Source organism: Pyrococcus yayanosii CH1 (genome assembly GCF_000215995.1).
Taxonomy (GTDB): Archaea; Methanobacteriota_B; Thermococci; order Thermococcales; family Thermococcaceae; genus Pyrococcus; species Pyrococcus yayanosii.
On the sequence record NC_015680.1, the window covers coordinates 998,492 to 1,013,143 of the forward strand.

Genomic DNA, 14,652 nt, shown 5'->3' on the forward strand with positions numbered 1-14,652 from the left:
TCTTTTCTTTTTCAGCCAACCGGTCCTCATCACTGCTCAGGCCAGGGAGTTCTCATCATCGCCATCCGCTCCCTTCTAAGGTTTTTAAACCTGACTCCTAAAATTCACATATGTTCAACATTATCGTGAGGGCGAGAAAGGACGCGAAGGCCGTCCAATACGTAAATGAGAGGAACTATGGTGGTTATCTGAGGGTTTCGAGTCTCGGAGGGGGCAGAAAGTTCGAGGAAGTCAAGGATGGCCTTCAGGATGCCCTCGAGAACCCCTACGTCCCAATTTTTCTCTTCGGGGAGAAGGAGAAGGAGCTAGCTCAAAGGATCAGCGAGGAAATTAAGGGTCCATTTTTCGTGAGAGTACTCAGGACGAAGCGCGTGAGGAACATGCGCGTTGACGAGCTTTACGGGAACATAGAGGATATAAAGGCGAGGTTCAGACTGGGGGTCGCATGGTCCGAGGAGAGAAGGGCCTATATCCTCGATCCTTCAAATCCTCTTGGCCTTGAGATAAACCCAGACTACGATACTTACCTCGCGGTCGGAGAGGGCTTCAGGAGGCACATGAAAGAGTTGTTAGGTGTAGAAATGGGAGACGTCTCCCTCGTTCTGAGGAAGCTCATGAACCAGGAAGTCTACTATTCGGGACCAAATAAGATCGCGGAGGTTAGCAAGGTAATCGGAAGGTCCACGGAGGTTCTCTGGAGGATTCTGGCTAGCGAGGAAGTTTCCCTCGATGAAACGATAGAGGGAAACAAGGAGTATATAGAGGCATTCGAAAGGGCCAGCGCCGCCTTCCTGAAAGGCTTCGAAGGAGACATCATCGTTCCGTGGAGTGGTGGCAAGGATTCAACAGCTGCCCTCATACTCGCGAGTAAGGTATTCAAGAATGTCACCGCCGTCTACGTGCGCATGGAATACGAGATGCCATTGACGGATGAATACGTAGAGAGAACAGCCAAAAAGCTGGGAGTCGACCTGATAAAGGTGGAGGTCCCAATGCCCCTCGAGAGATATGGCCTACCCACCCACACCAACAGATGGTGCACAGGGATGAAGGTTGAGGCCCTCTATGACGTCGTGAAGGACTTCGAGAACCCAATCCTTGTCGTCGGGGACAGGGACGGAGAGAGCATGAGGAGAAGGCTGAAGCCGCCCGTCGTCGAGAGAAAAACTCCCTTTGGACCAATCACGGAAGTGATGCCCATAAAGTTCTGGAGCGGCATGATGGTCCAGCTATACATCCTAATGAACGGTCTCGACCTACACCCCCTCTACTACGAGGGATTCTATAGGCTCGGATGCACCGTCTGTCCGAGTTTGGCTGATTGGGAGATAAGACTCCTGAGCGAGCTGGGACACCTGCCCGAAATAATGAAGAAAAGGATTAACGGCGCCTCCTGAGAAGAGGCGCAAGAGCCAGTGCAATGAATAGCGCTGGACCGCACACCGAGGTCGTAATGGTCGTTGGGGAAGGCTTCTGGGTCGTCTCGGTTGGCGTTGGGATAGGCAGTTGAGTGCCCGTGTCCGTGACCTCTTCGACTTTGTTCTCTCCTCCACCCCATCCAAGGAATATCATTGCGGTCTCCTTGGCATACTGGTAGAAGAGCATGGCAGTTATAATGTCGTCCGTTGTGTTCCCAGCCTCGTAGCTCTCGGCGAACTCATAGTAGGCCATTGACAAGAGGGGAAGCACACCTTCCATCTGGGCCCTCGCTATGGCAATCTTGGCGTCCTCTTTCATCCTCGCCAGCTTATCTCGCAGCACGGTTGTATTGCCTATCCCTATGGTGTCGAGGATTATCTCACCCCTTATCCTCGCCTCCATCGCTGAAAATAAGGCCGCAGAGTATTTTCCATCTTCGTAATAAGCCTCCCCCTTGTTAAGCTCATCCACCAGATCCTGCAGGTTCGTCTCTCCAAACATCGAGGTGATGTAGGTGACTATCAGCCTAGCGTTGTCGAGCTGGTTCCTTGCCGCCATCTTTATACTGCTCCTAGGTATGACCTCTCCCCTTGAGAACCTCTCTCCAAGCCTCGCCCAAAACTCGGCCGTCTTGGCTCTCTCGTAGGAGTAGGCGGCGTTGCTTATGGCGTTCCAGTAGTCCCCGTTGTAGTAGTCGGTGCGAGCCTTCCTGAGGTATTCCTTGGCCTCCTCTATTCTTTCCTCGCTTGCGGCAACCGCCTGGAGCATTGTGATGCCCCTTATCGTGAGGTTGGAGACGTAGGACTCGACGGAGTTTATCTCTGCCTGGACATCCTCAAAGATTGCCTCTATGTCCTTCCCCTCGCTTGCATATATATACCACTCAACGTGCCGGAGAACTATCCTTGCTTGGAAGTCGAGGCTCATGGTGGTGTAGTATTTGCCAGCATCCAAGGCGGCCTTGGCCCTCTCGATCGTGGCCCTTGCACTGTCGAGGGCCGTCTTGAGGTAGTTGTAGGTGGTGTAGCCCACGTTGCTATCATTGAGCTTCGCTTCAACGGCCTTGTAGTATCTCACAGTCTCTTCATAATCCTTCTTGGCGTCCTCCTTGAGGAAGTCCGTGTTTATGAGAACCTGAGCCGGGGGTTTCGGTCGCTCGAGCTTGTGACCCGTGAAATAGTAGATAGCATCGTAGATGTCCCTTATCTCGATGACCTGAAGGCCCCATCTTTCCTTGGCGTATTCAACGACATCGACCTTCTTCTGGGTCGTGGTTATCTGAACGATTGGCCCTATGCTTTTCCTCTGGCTCTCGGTCACCACCTGAATCCTCTGACCCTCTGGAATCAGAAACACTTTGGCGCCGGCTTGGTGGGCCGCAGAGGCCTTTTCGAGGATTCCTCCAACGGGTCCTATGCTGCCGTCGGGATTTATCATGCCCGTCATCATCACGTCCTTCCTTATATCCCAGCCCATGAGGGCCGCTATTATGCCCACGGTCATCGTGCCGCCCGCTGAGGGGCCCCCGATTATCGGTGAGTCAGCCCTGACCTGTATGAAGACGTCGTACTGGCTCATGTTCACGCCCAGAACCCTGCCCGCGACCTCAGCCGCCAATCTTGCAGATGCTTGCATATCAACCTGGGTGAGAGGCCAAGTCTCAACGTAAACATGACCACTGCCCGGAGCCACGGTTATAACGAACTCCGTGGGGACGCCGACGAGCTCGCCTGTGGAGGTCTGGGAGACAGCCGGAGCCTTCAAAATCACCGTTCTTCCTTCGCAGGGACATTGAGCTGCTGCAGGCGATAGTAGAACGAGCAACAGGAGGAATAGAACAAGCTTCTTCATTTTACACCACCAAAAAGAAGAGAATTAGGATTATTTATACGGGTTTCGGGTCAAAAGTTAACCTTCGGAAGCCACTGTTCGGCAATATCTCCCACGATTGGAAACTTGTAGCGCTCCCCCTGGTAGGCCTTTACGATACCGACTATCCAGACTACGAGGCCAACTATCTGGACGAGAAGGGCTATTATCCAGCCCATGAACGGTATCATAGAGAATATCGCCCACAGGAAGAACAGTCCCAAGAAAGCAACAGTAGATTGCATTGCGTGGAACCTAACAAATTCGCTCTCCTTCTCAAGGGCCAAGAAGATTATCCCAGTTATGAATATTCCCACGTAAGCGAGCGCCGCCTCCACGTTCTCCTCCAAGCCAAGACTCGTTCTCTTCTCCCCATCCATCTTTATCACCTCTTAGGGAAAGGTCCCAGGAAGTAAATATAGGTTTCGATATCGATTGACTTAAAAGCCTCTCACCGAATTCCTTCTGGTGATCCTATGCTCCATCACGTTAGGCTCATCTATGCTACCAAGAGCAGAAAACTCGTCGGCAAGAAAATAATTCTTGCCATCCCCGGAAGCATAGCCGCCGTCGAGTGCGTGAAGCTCGCCCGGGAACTCATACGGCATGGAGCTGAAGTTCATGCGGTAATGAGCGAGAGCGCCCAAAAGATAATCCACCCCTATGCCATGGAGTTTGCAACTGGCAACCCCGTCATCACCGAGATAACTGGGTTCATAGAGCACGTGGAATTGGCAGGAGAACACGGAAACAAGGCCGACCTGATTTTAGTGTGTCCGGCAACCGCGAACACTATATCCAAGATAGCCTGCGGCATAGACGACACACCCGTCACGACCGTGGTAACCACGGCCTTCCCCCACACGCCCATAATGATAGCCCCCGCGATGCACGAAAGCATGTACAGGCACCCGATAATCAGGGAAAATATAGAGAAGCTCAAGAGGCTCGGCGTCGAGTTCATAGGACCGAGGTTCGAGGAGGGAAAGGCTAAAGTGGCGAGCATCGACGAAATCGTTTACCACGTCATAAAGAAGCTCCACAGGAAAGACCTGGCAGGGAAAAGGGTTCTCGTCACGGCAGGGGCCACGCGCGAATATATCGACCCAATCAGGTTCATAACCAATGCGAGCTCAGGAAAAATGGGAGTGGCCATGGCTGAGGAGGCGGACTTCCGCGGGGCAGAGGTGACGCTGATAAGAACGAAGGGAAGCGTTCCAAGCTTCGTCGAGAACCAGATAGAGGTCGAGACCGTTGAGGAAATGTTAGAGGTTATAGAGAGCGAGCTGAAGTCCAAGAGGTACGATGTAGTTATCCACGCGGCCGCCGTGAGCGACTTCAGGCCAAAGGTAAGGGCAGAGGAGAAAATAAAGAGCGGGCGGGAGCTCGTCTTAGAGCTGGAACCGACACCCAAGATAATCGACCGTATCAAGGCCATTCAGCCCGACGTATTCCTTGTGGGTTTCAAGGCGGAGACTAATGAGAGCAGGCTCGTGGAAGAAGCGAAGAGGCAAATCGAGCGGGTCGGAAGCGACCTTGTAGTTGCCAACACCCTAGAGGCCTTCGGAGGAGAAGAAAGTGAAGTAATCCTAGTTGGCAGGGAGTTCGTGAAAGAGCTACCGAGAATGAAGAAGAGAGAGCTTGCGGAGAGGATTTGGGACGAGATAGTCCGGCTCTTGAAGGAAAGGGAAAGGGCATGAGCTACTTCTCATAAGCTTTTTCGGCTGGTGACTTCGGCGGCTTTATGCCGTAACCCAGTATCTTGAACTTCATGACTTCTCCATCCCTCAGGTAGTAGGTGACCTCCTTGGTCTCCCTGTTGAACTCCATCTTCTCAAGGGGGAAGCGGTAGTCGCCGAACTTCTCCTGCATCTCCCTGAACTTATCGGGAGGAATCGGAACCCAGTCGTAAAGCTCCAGTTCCTCCTCCCTCCACGTGGTCGTCAATATGTAGCTCTCGATGAAGCTCAAAGCTCCGGTAGGGCAGACGTCAACACAGAACTGGCAGAAGGTACATCTGCCATAGTCTATCTTAGGATGGGGCCTTTTCTCGCCCTCTATCCATGTCATCTCGATGGCCCTCGCCGGACATATCTGGCCGCAGAAGTTGCAGCCGACGCATTTTTTCCAGTCCAGGGTGTGGAATCCCCTGTACTTTGGGGCCGGATCTATTTTCTCGTCCGGTATCTTTATCGTGACCGGCCTCTTAAAGAGGTATTTGAGGCCGAGCCAAGGCTTAACGAAGGAAGGCTTCTTTCTCACCTTCTCCTCAGGGGCAACCTTAACCTCGGTCATCTCCATCACCTGTCTATGTCGGGCGGGCAGTTGTCGAGGCTCATCAATATGACGGGGACATCGGCTATCCTCGCTCCAACTAGAAGGTGCTCGAGAACCCTAATGCCGTGGGCTATACTCGGACCCCTTATGTGCACTCTGTAAGGCTTGTGGCCGCCGTCGCTGACAACGTAGGCACCGAAGTCGCCCTTTGTTGACTCAACGTGGGCGAAGGCATCTCCGGCAGGCACCTTGAACCTCGGAAGGTTCTTGAGCTTTGGATCTTTGACCTTGTAGGGCCCGCTGGGCGGCCCCATCTCGAGGAGCTGTTCCAGTATGTAGAGATCCTGCTCTAGCTCGTAGCGCCTTATCAAAGCCCTCGCGAGGGCGTCACCTTCTTTGAGAACGGGAACCTCGAAGTCTAGCTCGGGGTAGAGCAGGTACGGATCAGCTCTCCTAACGTCGTAGGGAACCCCCGTGGCCCTTAGGTTCGGACCGGTGACGCCTTCAGCCAGGGCGAACTTCTTGTCCATAACGCCTATTCCCTCAAGCCTCCTGTGGACGATGTAGTTCTCGAAAACTAGGTTGTCGAAGTCAGAGAGCTTACTCTTGATGTATTCCACGGTGTCCCTCAGCTGTCTCAACCATTTGTCGCCTGGAATGTCTCTCCTAACGCCGCCGGGGATTGTGTAGATGTGGTAGACCCTTGCCCCAGTCAGTTCCTCAAAGAGGTGCATGAACCTCTCCCTGTAAGCCGCGGCCCACTGACCGGCCGTGTAAACGCCAAGCTTGAAGCTGAGGCCCATTATCCAGAAGAGGTACGCTGAGACCCTCGCCATCTCAAGCACGATCGTCCTTATCCACTGGGCTCTCTCCGGCACTTCCCAGCCCATTAGCTCATCAACGGCCATGGAGTAGATTGCCTCAGGAACATCAGGCTCTGGAACGCATATCCTCAGGAGCAAGGCTATGTTGGTATACCAAGGCCTGTATTCGGCGAGCTTCTCGAACCCTCTGTGGAGGAAGCCCGGATTTGCTATGGCCTTCATAACTCTGTGGCCATCCATCTTGAGAATTATGCTGAAGTTCTCCGTCGCCATATGCTGAGGACCAAAGAACAGCTCATAGGTGTCCTTGTCTATGGGGAGTAACTCCATCCCGTTCTCTCTCGCCTCACGGATGATCTCTTCTTGGGATACCATAATCATCACCTCAGATGAGGTAGTTGTCCTTATTCTCGTCGAACCTGTCGAGCAGCTTGTACTTCTTCTTCACGTAGGTCAGCATATCGAAGTCCTTCCTATGGGGATACAGGCCCCTCTCGGGATCGTCGAGTATCCAGGGCATCTCCATCTTGTCATTGCCCTCGAAGTAGACGCCAAAGAAATCATGGACGTCCCTCTCGTAAGTCTCGGCCGCAGGATAAATGTCCCTAACCGTTGGCACCCTCGCCTTGTCGAGGTCTCGAGGAATGCGGGTCTTGACCATAGCGTGCGTCCCGTGTGTTATGCTCCACATCTGATAGACGAGCTCAATCTCGCCGTCCTTGGGCCAGTCAACCGCGGTTATCTGGAGCATGAGCTCGAAGCCGCTCTCCTTGAGCGTCATGAGGAAGTCCCTTATCCTGTCTGCAGGAATGCTGAACTCAAGCCTCCTATCCCTTCTGACTTTCCCCTCAGCATAGGGAGCCTTTTTAAGGATTTCCTGGACGAGCTTTTCGCCCTTCTCCCAGGTCATGTTCCTTCCTCCTTCTTCTTATCCATGAGCCAAGGTATCCACTTCCTTGCCTCCTTCTCCCGCCATCCCTCTCCAAGGAGCTCGTCCTGGTTCTTCCTATACCACTCATAGTTCTCCTTGTACCTTTTCCATCCGTCTGCTTCACCGTTCTCAATCATTTCCATGAGCTTCTTTATTCCATCCATCACAGCTTCAGGCCTTGGCATGCAGCCGGCTATGTAAACGTCGACGGGGATGTAAAGGTCGAGCCTCTTTATCGCGTTGTAGGCGTCCCAGTAGATGCCACCGTTTATCGGACAGGAACCGTGAGCCAACACATATTTCGGATCTGGGGCCATCTCGTAGGTGATTATTATTCTCTTGAGGGTCTTCGGCGTGACGTAGCCCGTTATGAGGAAGAGATCGTACTGCCTTGGGCTTGGGTCGGGCATTATACCGAAGCGCTCTAGGTCATAGCGGGCGGTCATTAGGGGGGGCATCTCTATACCGCCACATCCCGTACAGAACGACACAATCCAAAGGCTTTTCTTCCTCGCCCAGTTGAAGAGGGGTTCAAAGAGCCTCCAATCAACCATCTTTATCACCTCACAGGCTTGCAAGTATCGCCCCGAGAGCGGCTATTATCGTGGGCCACTTCCAGTAGAACTTGACAGCCTGATCTATGGTGAACCTCGGGAATATCGCACCGATGAATATCGCTATGAGGAGCACCGCTATCTGCTTCACGAGGAGGATTCCCAGTGTGGCGAGCGTGTTGAGTATTGGACTGCTGAATGCTATCACGACGGCTCCTCCGAGGAATATGTTGGCGAAGAACAGCGTCTCGGCGAAGAGGCCAATGGCGTGTTGTATCTGGAGCATTCCCATGTGCTTGCCGCCGAACTCGACCATGGGTCCAAGGGATATTTCGCCAGGTGCGATCATCATGTCGAAGGGCTCCTTGCCAAACATCGCTTGGAGGACTATATCGTAGGCTATTGCCACTAGGAGAAGCGGGAGGTGGAATATGCTCCATCCGCCGACCTGCTGGGCCATGACTATCTCGTAGGTGCTGAAGGTCCCGTAGAACTCTGCGAGGGCTATTATGGCGAAGCCCAACGGAACTTGAATTGCCAGCAGTGTGAGTAGGGCCCTCTGGGCACCGAGGCCAGCCCAGGGGTTGCCGGAGCTCATTGCGGCGAACATTATGCCGAGCATGGGTATCTCGAGGAGGAAGGTAATGAGGATTAAGTCGCCATATGTCCTGAGGATGCTTATGCTGCCCAGGGGAATAAACATAAGAGCTAAGATAGTGGCACCGAGGGCGAAGATTATGCCGAAGTCGTAGATTAAGCCGTGCGTTATGTTCTCCCTTTTGCCGAAGAACTTGATGGTGTCTATGATGGGCTGGTAGATGGGCGGCCCTATCCTTCTGTGAATCCTCGCCGTGACCTTCCTGATTATGCCCATGAACATGAACCCGACGAATGTTGCGTAAAGGATTATGAAGATTGCCTTGAGCACGGCTCCGAGCATGGCTCACACCCCCCACATCGCGAGGATTAGCAGGATTGCCGCAAGATACCAAGCATATGCCTGAACATTTCCGTTGTAGACGTAGTTCCTCACAGTCTCTGCTAGATCCTCTATGGCCTTCCAGATGTCTCTGTAGAGCCTATCGAAGCTCATCCTGAGCCAGAAGGCCATGGCTTCCTTGAGTGGAAGGAAGAAGTTCCTCCTGATGGTGAGGTTGTACTCCATGGTAACCGGGTTGCCCGACTGATACGTGTCGGTGACCGGGACCCTCCTGACCTTGGCACCCATGAAGTATACGATGGCCGCTATGAGCAGGCCAACGACCATCCAGATGGTGAGGAGCAGGCCGTTATACCTGCCAAAGCCTAAATCCAGCTCCCATATAGTCCCGCCGATGACCTCCTGTCCGAATATCTTGTTGAGTTCCTTCGCGACGAGGCCAGGCGCAACGCCGAAGGCCACGTTTAAGGCAGCCAGTATTCCCATGCCTATTGCAAGCGGGAGAGGCGCGTCCTTGATGTCGTCGAGGTCGGTCGGCCTTTGACCGAACCACACGGCGTAGGTGAACCTGATGAGATAGACGAAGCCTATGGCACTTCCAAAGAATAGCATACCGCCGAGTATTGGCAGGTTCTGACTTATCACAGCCTCAAATATCAGCCACTTACTGGCGAATCCGGCGAGGGGCGGGATTCCGGCGAGGCTGAGGATTGCGACGAATGCCATGGCAAAGGTTAAAGGCATCTTCTCTGCTAAGCCGCCCATGTCCTTGAACTCGGTCTTGCCGGTGCGATATATTATCGTGGCAACTATGAGGAAGAACAGGCCCTTGAACAGGGCGTGGCTGATGGCATGGTATATTGCCGCTTGTATGCTCAATGCCGTCCCGACACCTATGCCCACGAGGATGTAGCCGAGCTGGCTTATACTGGAGTAGGCGAAGAGCTTCCTGATGTCCTCCTGGAGGGCGGCGAGGATGCCTCCGACTATAATGGTTAAACCACCGAGGAACGCGATTATGTAGCCGAAGGCGGGTGCGCTTCTGACGGTCCCGAACTCGTAGAAGAGCCTGTAACCCATGAGGAGGTAGAGGAGCAGGAAGCCATAGACACCCGTCTTGCTGAGGACGCCGCTGAACATGGCGGTGTAACTCTGGTTGGTTTCACCGTAGGCGTCGGGGGCCCAGACATGGAGCGGGAACATGCCCGCTTTAACGCCGAAGGCCAGCAGGAAGAGGCCAAAGATAAAGGCCACTTCGCCCCTGCTGAAGAGGGCCGGTCCGCCCATTGTCAGGGAGAGGGCATCCCTGTAGAAGGCTGAGCGTATGTCGGCAAATGCAAAGGATCCGACCTTCGCGTATATCAGGCCGATGGCTATGAGCATGGCGTAGGCCCCGGCGATGCTTAGAACGAAGTACTTGAGGGATGCTCCCCTGTTATACTTGAGCACCATCATAAAGCTACCGAAAGTCATGAGCTCCCAGAATATGAAGAAGCCAAGCAGATCGCTGGCGAGGAAGACGCCGTAAACGCCGGTCAGGCTCATAAGGGCAAAGAGCCACTCGTAGCCGCTCCTGACAGTCGAGACCATACCGAGGACCGCCGCCAGGCCGACGACACCGGCTATCATGGCGAATATCCAGTTGAGCTGACCGAGGCTGAAGGCGAACGTGAAGCCGCCGAAGTTCAGGTTATAGCTTATTCCACCCGCGCTGAGGTTCGGGTAGAGCTTGACGAGGTAGGCGAGCGGGACCAGTGCACCACCCACGCCAAGGAGCTCCCTGATTCCCTTAACGTTGAGGGCTCCAGCGAGCACACCTGCCATAAGGGGTGCGAAAATTATTATTAGAAGCTCGTTCATGCTCCCACCTCCACCAAGGGAACGTTCTTAACGTATTGGGCCACGTTGAAGATGTCCTCACCGGCCTTCTTCGCAAGGCTCCAAGCGTAGTCTGGGTAAATCCCTATGGCCACCACGAGGACCAGCAAGAAGAGCAGCATTGCCACCACGACCGTGTTCTCTCCGACCTTCGACCCGGTTTTGCCGAACCACATTGTGTGGAGCAGCCTGAAGTAATACACGGCCTCGACGACGCTCGCAAACAGCACGAGGGCGGCTGCCCAGAGGTAACCGGCGTCGAGTGTCGCCATGATTATCCTGACCTTGCTCCAGAAGACGTTGAAGAGCGGTATGCCCACCGTCGCTATTGCACCAACAGATATGGCGAGGGCCGTGAGCGGCATCCTCTTGCCAAGTCCCTGGAACTTCTCTAGCTCTGCACCGTCAAGGGTTATCGCCACGTAGCCGACAGCCAAGAAGAGGAGGGCCTTCACTATGGCGTGGTTAACCATGTGGAATGTCCCTGCCTCAACGCCCTCAGCCGTTCCCAGGGCAAAGGCGAGGGTTATGAGGCCTATTTGAGCTATGCTGGAGTAGGCTATCATGCGCTTGACGTTCCTCTGCCTAAGGGCCGAGAGCTCGGCGATGACGACGGTAAGGGTCGCCATCACGAGGAGTAACTTCAGGACGGACGACCAGCGGACTGTGGAGCTCATAATGTAGAGGATCCTAGCCATCGCGTAAAGGCCGGCCTTAACGACGAAGGCCGAGAACATGACCGTTATCGGATGGGGTGCCGCCTGATATGCATCTGGCGCCCAAGCGTTGAGCGGGAAGAGCTCTGCCTCGACGGCTAGGCCGAAGATTATCAGGGCGAGGCCAACCTGAGCCACGACAGGGTTTATTCTGCCAGCAAGCTGGGCTATCTGAGCCATGTTAAGGGTTCCAAGGGAGCCGTAGATAAGGGCCACGCCGATGAGGAAGAAGCTTGAGCCTATTCCTCCAAGGACGATGTACTTCATTGAGGCCTCAGCGGCTTCGCCAGTCTTGTTGTAGGCGGTGAGGGCGTAGGCCGTTATGGCGGTTATCTCCATGAACACGAAGAGGTTAAAGATGTCACCCGTTGCAATCATGCCCGTGGCTCCGAGCATCAGCAGGAGGAACAGCATGGCGAACTTGTCTATGGGTTCTACCTCGACGGCCCTGAGGCTGAAGACGGCCATGAGGAAGCTGATGGCGGCAACGATGAGCACGAACAGTGCCGCGAAGTGGCCGATGTAGAGGTTTATGCCGATGGGTGGTCTCCAGCCACCCGCGAAGACTATGATGGGCTCGCCGGTCGTGTAGACCTCCTTGAAGACCCAGGCCGCTATACCGGTCTGGAGGGCCGTTATCAGGATAAGGAACGGCTTTATCAGGCCCTTTCCAATCTGCTTTAGCACGGGGATGAAGAAGGCGCTGATAAGAGGAAGCGCTATGAGGAGGGACGCGAACTGCCCGCTCATCCTCTCAACCTCCTTATCTCCTCAACGTTAAGGGTTCCGTACTTCTCGTAAATCAGGATGGCAACGCTAAGGGCCATGGCGGTGGTTGCGACGCCGATAACTATGGCCGTAAGAACCAGCGCCTGCGGTATTGGATCAACGGCCTGGTTTGGGCCTATCCCCTCGCTAAGTATCGGAGCGCTCCTTCCGCTCACGTACCCGATGCTTATGAGGAGCAAGTTTACCCCTGTCTCCATTATGCCAAGGCCTATGAGGATCTTGAGTAGGTTCTTCTTGACGAGCACGGCATAGAGGCCGATGAGGATCAACGCTACAGAGCCGAAGTAGTAGGCGCTTATCATTCGCTCACCTCCTCCTTGAGCATGTTGTCAACGATGCCGCTCAGCTCCATGCCGACCTTGATGCCGATTATGGTGTAGATTATCGGAATGAAGCCGCCGCTAAAGAGCCTGCCGAGGTTCTCGTGGCCGAAGCCCCATGTCTGCCATACCCAGTCGAGGAGGAAGTAGCCACCTATTGCAAGGCCTATGAGGCCGACGAGGACGTAACCCATTCCAGCCAGTCCCTCGGTAGCCTCAAAGCCCCTGTGCGGAATCTCGTAAGTTATGAAGGCCATGTAGAGCAAAAGGAAGGCCGTTGCTATGGTGGCCCCGCCGGGGAATCCTCCACCGGGGGTGAGGTGGCCGTGGATGAAGATGTAGGCGCCAAACAGAATCACGAAGGGGAAGAGTAGCTTTGTTCCTGTCGTCAGGACAACGCTACCTTTCGTCTTGGCCGTCCTTTTCCTCTTCCTCCTCCAGAGGAGGGCGGCGACGCCCGTGGACGCGATGAATAGGACTGTGACCTCACCGAGGGTATCGAAGCCACGGTAGTTGACGACGACCGCGGTGACGGCGTTTACAGCTCCGGTCTGCTCCTTAACGTGGTCAAGATAGTACTGGCCGACGAGCATCTTGTTCTCACCGAAGGGAACGTTGGCAAGGCCCTGGGCAAGCCAGTAACCAATGATGAGGAGGACAAGTATGGCAAGGAGTCTCTTCACCATCTCACCCACCACCCTGGCCTTTCCTCCTCTTCACTCTCATACCTGTAGGTTCTCTTAATCGCGAAGATGAACACCGCACCGCTGAGAGCAGCTCCTATCGCTGCCTCCGTCATGGCCACGTCAGGCGCCTGCAGGAAGAAGAACAGTATTGACGCGAAGAGACTAACCGCTGCCATTCCAACCACGGCCGCCAGCAGGTCCCTCCACTCGACGGCAAGTATGGCCGACAGCACCATGAGGGCGACGATAATATACTCGATGCAGGATATGCAGTTCATGCCTCCCCACCCTCCTCTTCGCCACTCTCGGCCCGGGCCTTGGCCTCCCGGTATTTGTCAACTACGCTGCCCTCCCAGAGAGGGATGCCGCTCTTGTACGCGGCCCTGATGAGAGTGTGAGCGCTTATCGGGTTAGTCAGGAGGAGGAAGACCGCGATTATTATCGTCTTCGTGAGCCAGGCGACGCTTCCACCATCACCGAGGGCCCATATTCCTGCACCGATTATGACGCCGAGGGAGCCAAGGGTAGCGCTCTTGGTTGCCGTTTGCATCCTGGTGTAGACGTCGGGCATCCTGATGAGACCGAGGGTTGATAGGAAGTAGAACGCTGAGCCAAACAGCACGAGGAACTCCCCCACCGCCACGAGGACGTTCATAGGCCTCCCTCCAGGTAGCGTGCGAAGGCTATGACTCCTCCAAAGGCCAGAACCGCGTAGATCAGGGCAACGTCGAGGAATATCATCCTCTTATAGTATAGGGCGAAGAGAACCATGAGGCCCGTGGTTATCGTGGTCATGATGTCGACGGCCACAAGCCTGTCCACGATAGTGGGTCCCCTAAAGACCCTGTACATACTTAGGAGCGTCGCTATCGCTATGAGGGCGAGATAAACGTTTATCCCTATCATCCGAAGATCACCTTCAGAAACTTTTCAAAGGGCCCGGTTATGCTCTTAGAAGCCCCTTCAACGGAGGCATCCTTGACGTCTATCCAATGGATGAAGTACCTGTCACCCTCAACCTCGAGTGTTATGGTTCCGGGCGTCAGGGTTATCGAGTTCGCCAGAACGAGCTTCCCGACATCGCTCCTGAGGTTTGTTCTGCACTCAACGATTCCAGGGTTTATTGGCCTTTTCGGATGGAGGACGCGATAAGCCACGTCAAGGTTTGCCAGGAGCATGGCCCAGAGGAAGTAGGGAATGTAGGCTATCGCGTAGGCGACCCTCTTGGGGTGAAGGTTGGCAAGGCCGCGCGTTGTAAATATCTCGTAGGTGAAGGCCCCAATGATTAGGGACAGCACCAGTCCGAACGCGAGTTCCTGAGGATCCAGACTTGCCGTCAGAAACAGCCATATGATGAACAGCACGATAATAGTATAGAGGTAGCGACTTATCCTGCTTGCCTCAGCCATTTCTTACCCTCCCGGCCCGCTTTATTGTTGGTTGAAGATT

Annotated in this window: 17 protein-coding genes and 1 other RNA gene; 2 read left to right on the top strand and 16 right to left on the bottom strand. The window is 54.3% G+C overall.

Features of this window, described 5'->3' with window-relative positions; translation table 11 throughout:
- Positions 1 to 8 precede the first annotated feature (8 nt).
- Positions 9 to 62, bottom strand: an RNA gene (locus PYCH_RS09645) — C/D box small nucleolar RNA.
- Positions 63 to 110: 48 nt separating this feature from the next.
- On the opposite strand from PYCH_RS09645, the gene PYCH_RS05555 reads away from it, so the two are divergent.
- Positions 111 to 1,397, top strand: coding sequence for a phosphoadenosine phosphosulfate reductase domain-containing protein (locus PYCH_RS05555; RefSeq protein WP_013905874.1), 1,287 nt, complete (start codon positions 111 to 113; stop codon positions 1,395 to 1,397).
- On the opposite strand, the gene PYCH_RS05560 is transcribed toward PYCH_RS05555, so the two are convergent.
- Entirely contained in the window at positions 1,381 to 3,270 is a 1,890-nt protein-coding gene (locus PYCH_RS05560) for a S16 family serine protease (RefSeq protein WP_013905875.1), read from the bottom strand. The genes PYCH_RS05555 and PYCH_RS05560 overlap by 17 nt on opposite strands.
- A 50-nt stretch (positions 3,271 to 3,320) precedes the next feature.
- A complete protein-coding gene (locus PYCH_RS05565) occupies positions 3,321 to 3,668 on the bottom strand; it encodes a DUF4870 domain-containing protein (protein WP_013905876.1) in 348 nt (115 codons plus the stop codon).
- 96 nt (positions 3,669 to 3,764) lie between these two features.
- Between PYCH_RS05565 and coaBC the strand changes: the two genes are divergently transcribed.
- Entirely contained in the window at positions 3,765 to 4,988 is a 1,224-nt protein-coding gene (gene coaBC / locus PYCH_RS05570; RefSeq protein WP_013905877.1) for a bifunctional phosphopantothenoylcysteine decarboxylase/phosphopantothenate--cysteine ligase CoaBC, read from the top strand.
- A 1-nt stretch (position 4,989) separates the two neighbouring features.
- On the opposite strand, the gene nuoI is transcribed toward coaBC, so the two are convergent.
- Genes nuoI through PYCH_RS05635 form a run of 13 tightly spaced genes read right to left on the bottom strand, consistent with a single transcriptional unit; the run spans position 4,990 to position 14,612 of the window.
- A complete protein-coding gene (gene nuoI, locus PYCH_RS05575; RefSeq protein ID WP_048058228.1) occupies positions 4,990 to 5,589 on the bottom strand; it encodes an NADH-quinone oxidoreductase subunit NuoI in 600 nt (199 codons plus the stop codon).
- A complete protein-coding gene (locus PYCH_RS05580; RefSeq protein WP_013905879.1) occupies positions 5,589 to 6,764 on the bottom strand; it encodes an NADH-quinone oxidoreductase subunit D in 1,176 nt (391 codons plus the stop codon). Before PYCH_RS05580 ends, nuoI begins: the two co-directional genes overlap by 1 nt.
- Positions 6,765 to 6,774: 10 nt before the next feature.
- On the bottom strand, positions 6,775 to 7,299 hold the full coding sequence (locus tag PYCH_RS05585) for an NADH-quinone oxidoreductase subunit C (protein ID WP_013905880.1): 525 nt from the start codon (positions 7,297 to 7,299) through the stop codon (positions 6,775 to 6,777).
- Positions 7,296 to 7,874: a NuoB/complex I 20 kDa subunit family protein gene (locus PYCH_RS05590; RefSeq protein WP_013905881.1), complete on the bottom strand. Its 579-nt coding sequence runs from the start codon at positions 7,872 to 7,874 to the stop codon at positions 7,296 to 7,298. Before PYCH_RS05590 ends, PYCH_RS05585 begins: the two co-directional genes overlap by 4 nt.
- 10 nt (positions 7,875 to 7,884) lie before the next feature.
- Positions 7,885 to 8,814: a respiratory chain complex I subunit 1 family protein gene (locus PYCH_RS05595; RefSeq protein ID WP_013905882.1), complete on the bottom strand. Its 930-nt coding sequence runs from the start codon at positions 8,812 to 8,814 to the stop codon at positions 7,885 to 7,887.
- A gap of 3 nt (positions 8,815 to 8,817) precedes the next feature.
- Positions 8,818 to 10,674: a proton-conducting transporter transmembrane domain-containing protein gene (locus PYCH_RS05600; RefSeq protein ID WP_013905883.1), complete on the bottom strand. Its 1,857-nt coding sequence runs from the start codon at positions 10,672 to 10,674 to the stop codon at positions 8,818 to 8,820.
- A complete protein-coding gene (locus tag PYCH_RS05605) occupies positions 10,671 to 12,158 on the bottom strand; it encodes a proton-conducting transporter transmembrane domain-containing protein (protein ID WP_013905884.1) in 1,488 nt (495 codons plus the stop codon). The genes PYCH_RS05600 and PYCH_RS05605 overlap by 4 nt, the downstream gene beginning before the upstream one ends.
- Positions 12,155 to 12,499 (bottom strand): NADH-quinone oxidoreductase subunit K, encoded by a 345-nt coding sequence (locus PYCH_RS05610; protein WP_013905885.1) that lies wholly within the window; start codon positions 12,497 to 12,499, stop codon positions 12,155 to 12,157. Before PYCH_RS05610 ends, PYCH_RS05605 begins: the two co-directional genes overlap by 4 nt.
- Positions 12,496 to 13,203: a Na(+)/H(+) antiporter subunit B gene (locus PYCH_RS05615; protein ID WP_013905886.1), complete on the bottom strand. Its 708-nt coding sequence runs from the start codon at positions 13,201 to 13,203 to the stop codon at positions 12,496 to 12,498. The genes PYCH_RS05610 and PYCH_RS05615 overlap by 4 nt, the downstream gene beginning before the upstream one ends.
- A complete protein-coding gene (locus PYCH_RS05620; RefSeq protein WP_013905887.1) occupies positions 13,197 to 13,481 on the bottom strand; it encodes a DUF4040 domain-containing protein in 285 nt (94 codons plus the stop codon). Before PYCH_RS05620 ends, PYCH_RS05615 begins: the two co-directional genes overlap by 7 nt.
- Positions 13,478 to 13,858: a monovalent cation/H(+) antiporter subunit G gene (mnhG, locus tag PYCH_RS05625; protein WP_013905888.1), complete on the bottom strand. Its 381-nt coding sequence runs from the start codon at positions 13,856 to 13,858 to the stop codon at positions 13,478 to 13,480. The genes PYCH_RS05620 and mnhG overlap by 4 nt, the downstream gene beginning before the upstream one ends.
- Entirely contained in the window at positions 13,855 to 14,109 is a 255-nt protein-coding gene (locus PYCH_RS05630; RefSeq protein ID WP_013905889.1) for a monovalent cation/H+ antiporter complex subunit F, read from the bottom strand. Before PYCH_RS05630 ends, mnhG begins: the two co-directional genes overlap by 4 nt.
- Positions 14,106 to 14,612, bottom strand: coding sequence for a Na+/H+ antiporter subunit E (locus PYCH_RS05635; protein WP_013905890.1), 507 nt, complete (start codon positions 14,610 to 14,612; stop codon positions 14,106 to 14,108). The genes PYCH_RS05630 and PYCH_RS05635 overlap by 4 nt, the downstream gene beginning before the upstream one ends.
- Between the last annotated feature and the right edge of the window lie 40 nt (positions 14,613 to 14,652).

Excerpts from the sequence above, each read along its gene's own strand:
- PYCH_RS05560 (WP_013905875.1), bottom strand. The coding sequence starts at position 3,270 with ATGAAGAAGCTTGTTCTATTCCTCCTGTTGCTCGTTCTACTATCGCCT.
- PYCH_RS05595 (WP_013905882.1), bottom strand. The coding sequence starts at position 8,814 with ATGCTCGGAGCCGTGCTCAAGGCAATCTTCATAATCCTTTACGCAACA.
- PYCH_RS05620 (WP_013905887.1), bottom strand. The coding sequence starts at position 13,481 with ATGAACTGCATATCCTGCATCGAGTATATTATCGTCGCCCTCATGGTG.
- PYCH_RS05615 (WP_013905886.1), bottom strand. The coding sequence starts at position 13,203 with ATGGTGAAGAGACTCCTTGCCATACTTGTCCTCCTCATCATTGGTTAC.
- mnhG (WP_013905888.1), bottom strand. The coding sequence starts at position 13,858 with ATGAACGTCCTCGTGGCGGTGGGGGAGTTCCTCGTGCTGTTTGGCTCA.
- PYCH_RS05565 (WP_013905876.1), bottom strand. The coding sequence starts at position 3,668 with ATGGATGGGGAGAAGAGAACGAGTCTTGGCTTGGAGGAGAACGTGGAG.
- PYCH_RS05600 (WP_013905883.1), bottom strand. The coding sequence starts at position 10,674 with ATGAACGAGCTTCTAATAATAATTTTCGCACCCCTTATGGCAGGTGTG.
- PYCH_RS05585 (WP_013905880.1), bottom strand. The coding sequence starts at position 7,299 with ATGACCTGGGAGAAGGGCGAAAAGCTCGTCCAGGAAATCCTTAAAAAG.
- PYCH_RS05580 (WP_013905879.1), bottom strand. The coding sequence starts at position 6,764 with ATGGTATCCCAAGAAGAGATCATCCGTGAGGCGAGAGAGAACGGGATG.
- nuoI (WP_048058228.1), bottom strand. The coding sequence starts at position 5,589 with ATGGAGATGACCGAGGTTAAGGTTGCCCCTGAGGAGAAGGTGAGAAAG.
- PYCH_RS05605 (WP_013905884.1), bottom strand. The coding sequence starts at position 12,158 with ATGAGCGGGCAGTTCGCGTCCCTCCTCATAGCGCTTCCTCTTATCAGC.
- PYCH_RS05555 (WP_013905874.1), top strand. The coding sequence starts at position 111 with ATGTTCAACATTATCGTGAGGGCGAGAAAGGACGCGAAGGCCGTCCAA.
- coaBC (WP_013905877.1), top strand. The coding sequence starts at position 3,765 with ATGCTCCATCACGTTAGGCTCATCTATGCTACCAAGAGCAGAAAACTC.
- PYCH_RS05610 (WP_013905885.1), bottom strand. The coding sequence starts at position 12,499 with ATGATAAGCGCCTACTACTTCGGCTCTGTAGCGTTGATCCTCATCGGC.
- PYCH_RS05635 (WP_013905890.1), bottom strand. The coding sequence starts at position 14,612 with ATGGCTGAGGCAAGCAGGATAAGTCGCTACCTCTATACTATTATCGTG.
- PYCH_RS05590 (WP_013905881.1), bottom strand. The coding sequence starts at position 7,874 with ATGGTTGATTGGAGGCTCTTTGAACCCCTCTTCAACTGGGCGAGGAAG.
- PYCH_RS05630 (WP_013905889.1), bottom strand. The coding sequence starts at position 14,109 with ATGATAGGGATAAACGTTTATCTCGCCCTCATAGCGATAGCGACGCTC.